This is a genomic window from Polaromonas sp. P1_E3, from assembly GCF_056405935.1.
The window spans coordinates 1-2,121 of record NZ_JBFUBD010000433.1 but is presented as its reverse complement, the minus strand read 5'-3'; the positions used below and the strand labels follow the sequence as shown (position 1 = coordinate 2,121).

2 protein-coding genes are annotated in these 2,121 nt (G+C 57.1%); both read right to left on the bottom strand.

The genetic code is table 11. From position 1 onward, the window contains the following. The coding region (locus AC1D0Z_RS20205; protein WP_477659954.1) for a response regulator at window positions 1-828 on the bottom strand (828 nt) is incomplete at its 3' end. Continuing rightward, window positions 825-2,121 (bottom strand): response regulator (locus tag AC1D0Z_RS20200; RefSeq protein ID WP_477659953.1); only part of this gene is annotated, 1,297 nt, incomplete at its 5' end. The genes AC1D0Z_RS20200 and AC1D0Z_RS20205, both read right to left, overlap by 4 nt.

Below are 2,121 nucleotides of genomic sequence, written 5' to 3'. Positions count from 1 at the left end.
ATTTGAAGGATCGAGGCATTGCCATGGTGCAACGGGTGCGGGAAATTCAATTCTGCGGGAATGCATGACCGAATGAATCATCGCGGCCATCTTCGGACTTAGTCTCAGGTCATCATCTGGCTGTATTGGGGTAGCCGGCTCATCGCCATGCAGGTTTTTCAGGTACCGGCAGCGGAGTTCTCCATGGCTGTCCAGCAGGATAACCATGGCCATGGATCCCAGACCGGGCACCGCGATGTCCACCAATGCCCTCGCGGTGTCATCCATATTGAGGGACTCTGTCAGGCGCCGGCTGGCCTCTGACAAGTAGTCAGCTCGCCGGATGGCGTCTTCGGCCGCCGCGCGGGCCGCCTCGGACCGCGCCAGGGCCTCGCGTTCATTGGCTTGCTCCTGCAGCTGCCGGTTCATGCAGTACAAGTCAACAAAAACCTTGACTTTTGAACGCAATATTTCCGGCACGACGGGGGACGTAATGTAATCAACGGCACCCAGCGCATAACCTTTGCTGGCCTGGATTTCGTCCGCATAAGCGGTAATAAAAAGAATGGGCGTCTGGGAGGTCCGTTTGTACTGGCGGATCAGGCTGGCGGTTTCGAGCCCGTCGATATCCGGCATGTTGACGTCCAGCAGGATGACCGCGAACTCCATCTGGAGAATCAACCGCAGGGCTTCCCTGCCGGATCTGGCGCTGACAAGGTTTTGCCCAAGTTCCTCCAGGATGYTTTTCATGACGACGTGCTTTTCGGGCAGGTCGTCCACAATCAGGATATTGGCCTGGTGCGCCTTCGCAGCAGTGGCCGGCTCATGCGGCATGAGAACGGCGCTCATCGAGGCAACCATGCTCGTAGCACCGACAGCAGATTTTCGGTATTTACCGGCTTGGAGAGATAGTCCCAAGCTCCCGCTTCAATGCATTTCTCACGGTCCCCTTTCATCGCCTTGGCTGTCACGGCAATGATGGGGAGACTTTTCCCGGCCGGCAATTTCCGGATTTCCTGCATGGTGACCAGTCCGTCCATCACCGGCATCATGATGTCCATCAGCACAACGCTTAATCGCGGATCAGACGCCACCTTGGCGATCGCGTCATGCCCGTTGTCAGCCCAGACGATGTCCATGCCCTCTTCTTCCAGGACGGTTGCGAGGGCAAAGATATTGCGCATGTCGTCATCGACAATCAGCACCTTTTTCCCTGCCAGGGACCTGTTGCTGTCGTGAAGGTTTTTTAAGGTTCCCCGCTGACGATCACTCATCCGGGTCTCATTCACGTGCAGGGCATGCATGGCCAGATCGACCAACCGGGGAATGGATCTGGCCTCCCGAAAGCTATATTCATCATGCGCTGCCCGGGCCGTCTGGCCTTGCGCATCAACAGACCCATCGCGCCAGACGACCACAGGAAGTGGCCCGAGGACCGGATGATGGGAGAAGGCTTGCTGCAAGTGATCAAATCCGTCGGCCAGCGAGGCATCATCCGTGATGATGCAGTCGGAACGGACGAGTTCCTCAGCCTTGACCTCCAGGAGGGAGGCGACAACCGGCCGGATGTTGCCATGATCCAGATGAATCCTGATTTCGGTAGCCAAAGCCGCATCCTTCAAGGCAACAAGTACATGTCGGGTTGTGCGGGACACATAGCCATGTAGCCTGTCGAGCATCTCGTCGAGTATTTCCCTGGACTGGATCGGCTTTTCGACAAATGCCATGGCACCTGAACGGTAGGCGCGCTCTTTGGAGTCGTCCGTGGAAATTACACACACTGGAATATGACGGACAGCCAGATCCTGCTTTACGCGGTCAAGGACCCGCCAGCCGTCCATGTCGGGGAGATGCATGTCCAGCGTCATGGCTGACGGCTTGAATTCCGCCGCAAGTGCCAACGCACTGGCGCCCAGCGGCGTGACAAGGCCCTTAAAGCCTTTTGCCCTGGCCGCATCAAGAAGAAAGCCCGCAAAAGCCAGGTCATTCTCCACAATCAGCAGCACCAGATCGCCAGGTTGAATGATGTGCCTGTCATCTGAAGCCTCATTGGCAGAGGGCACGACGTCCAGCACTGAAGAAGAAACAGGAATTACCATTTCTGACTTCTCGAAGGTTAGCCGGCCAGCAGGCGCACCAGGC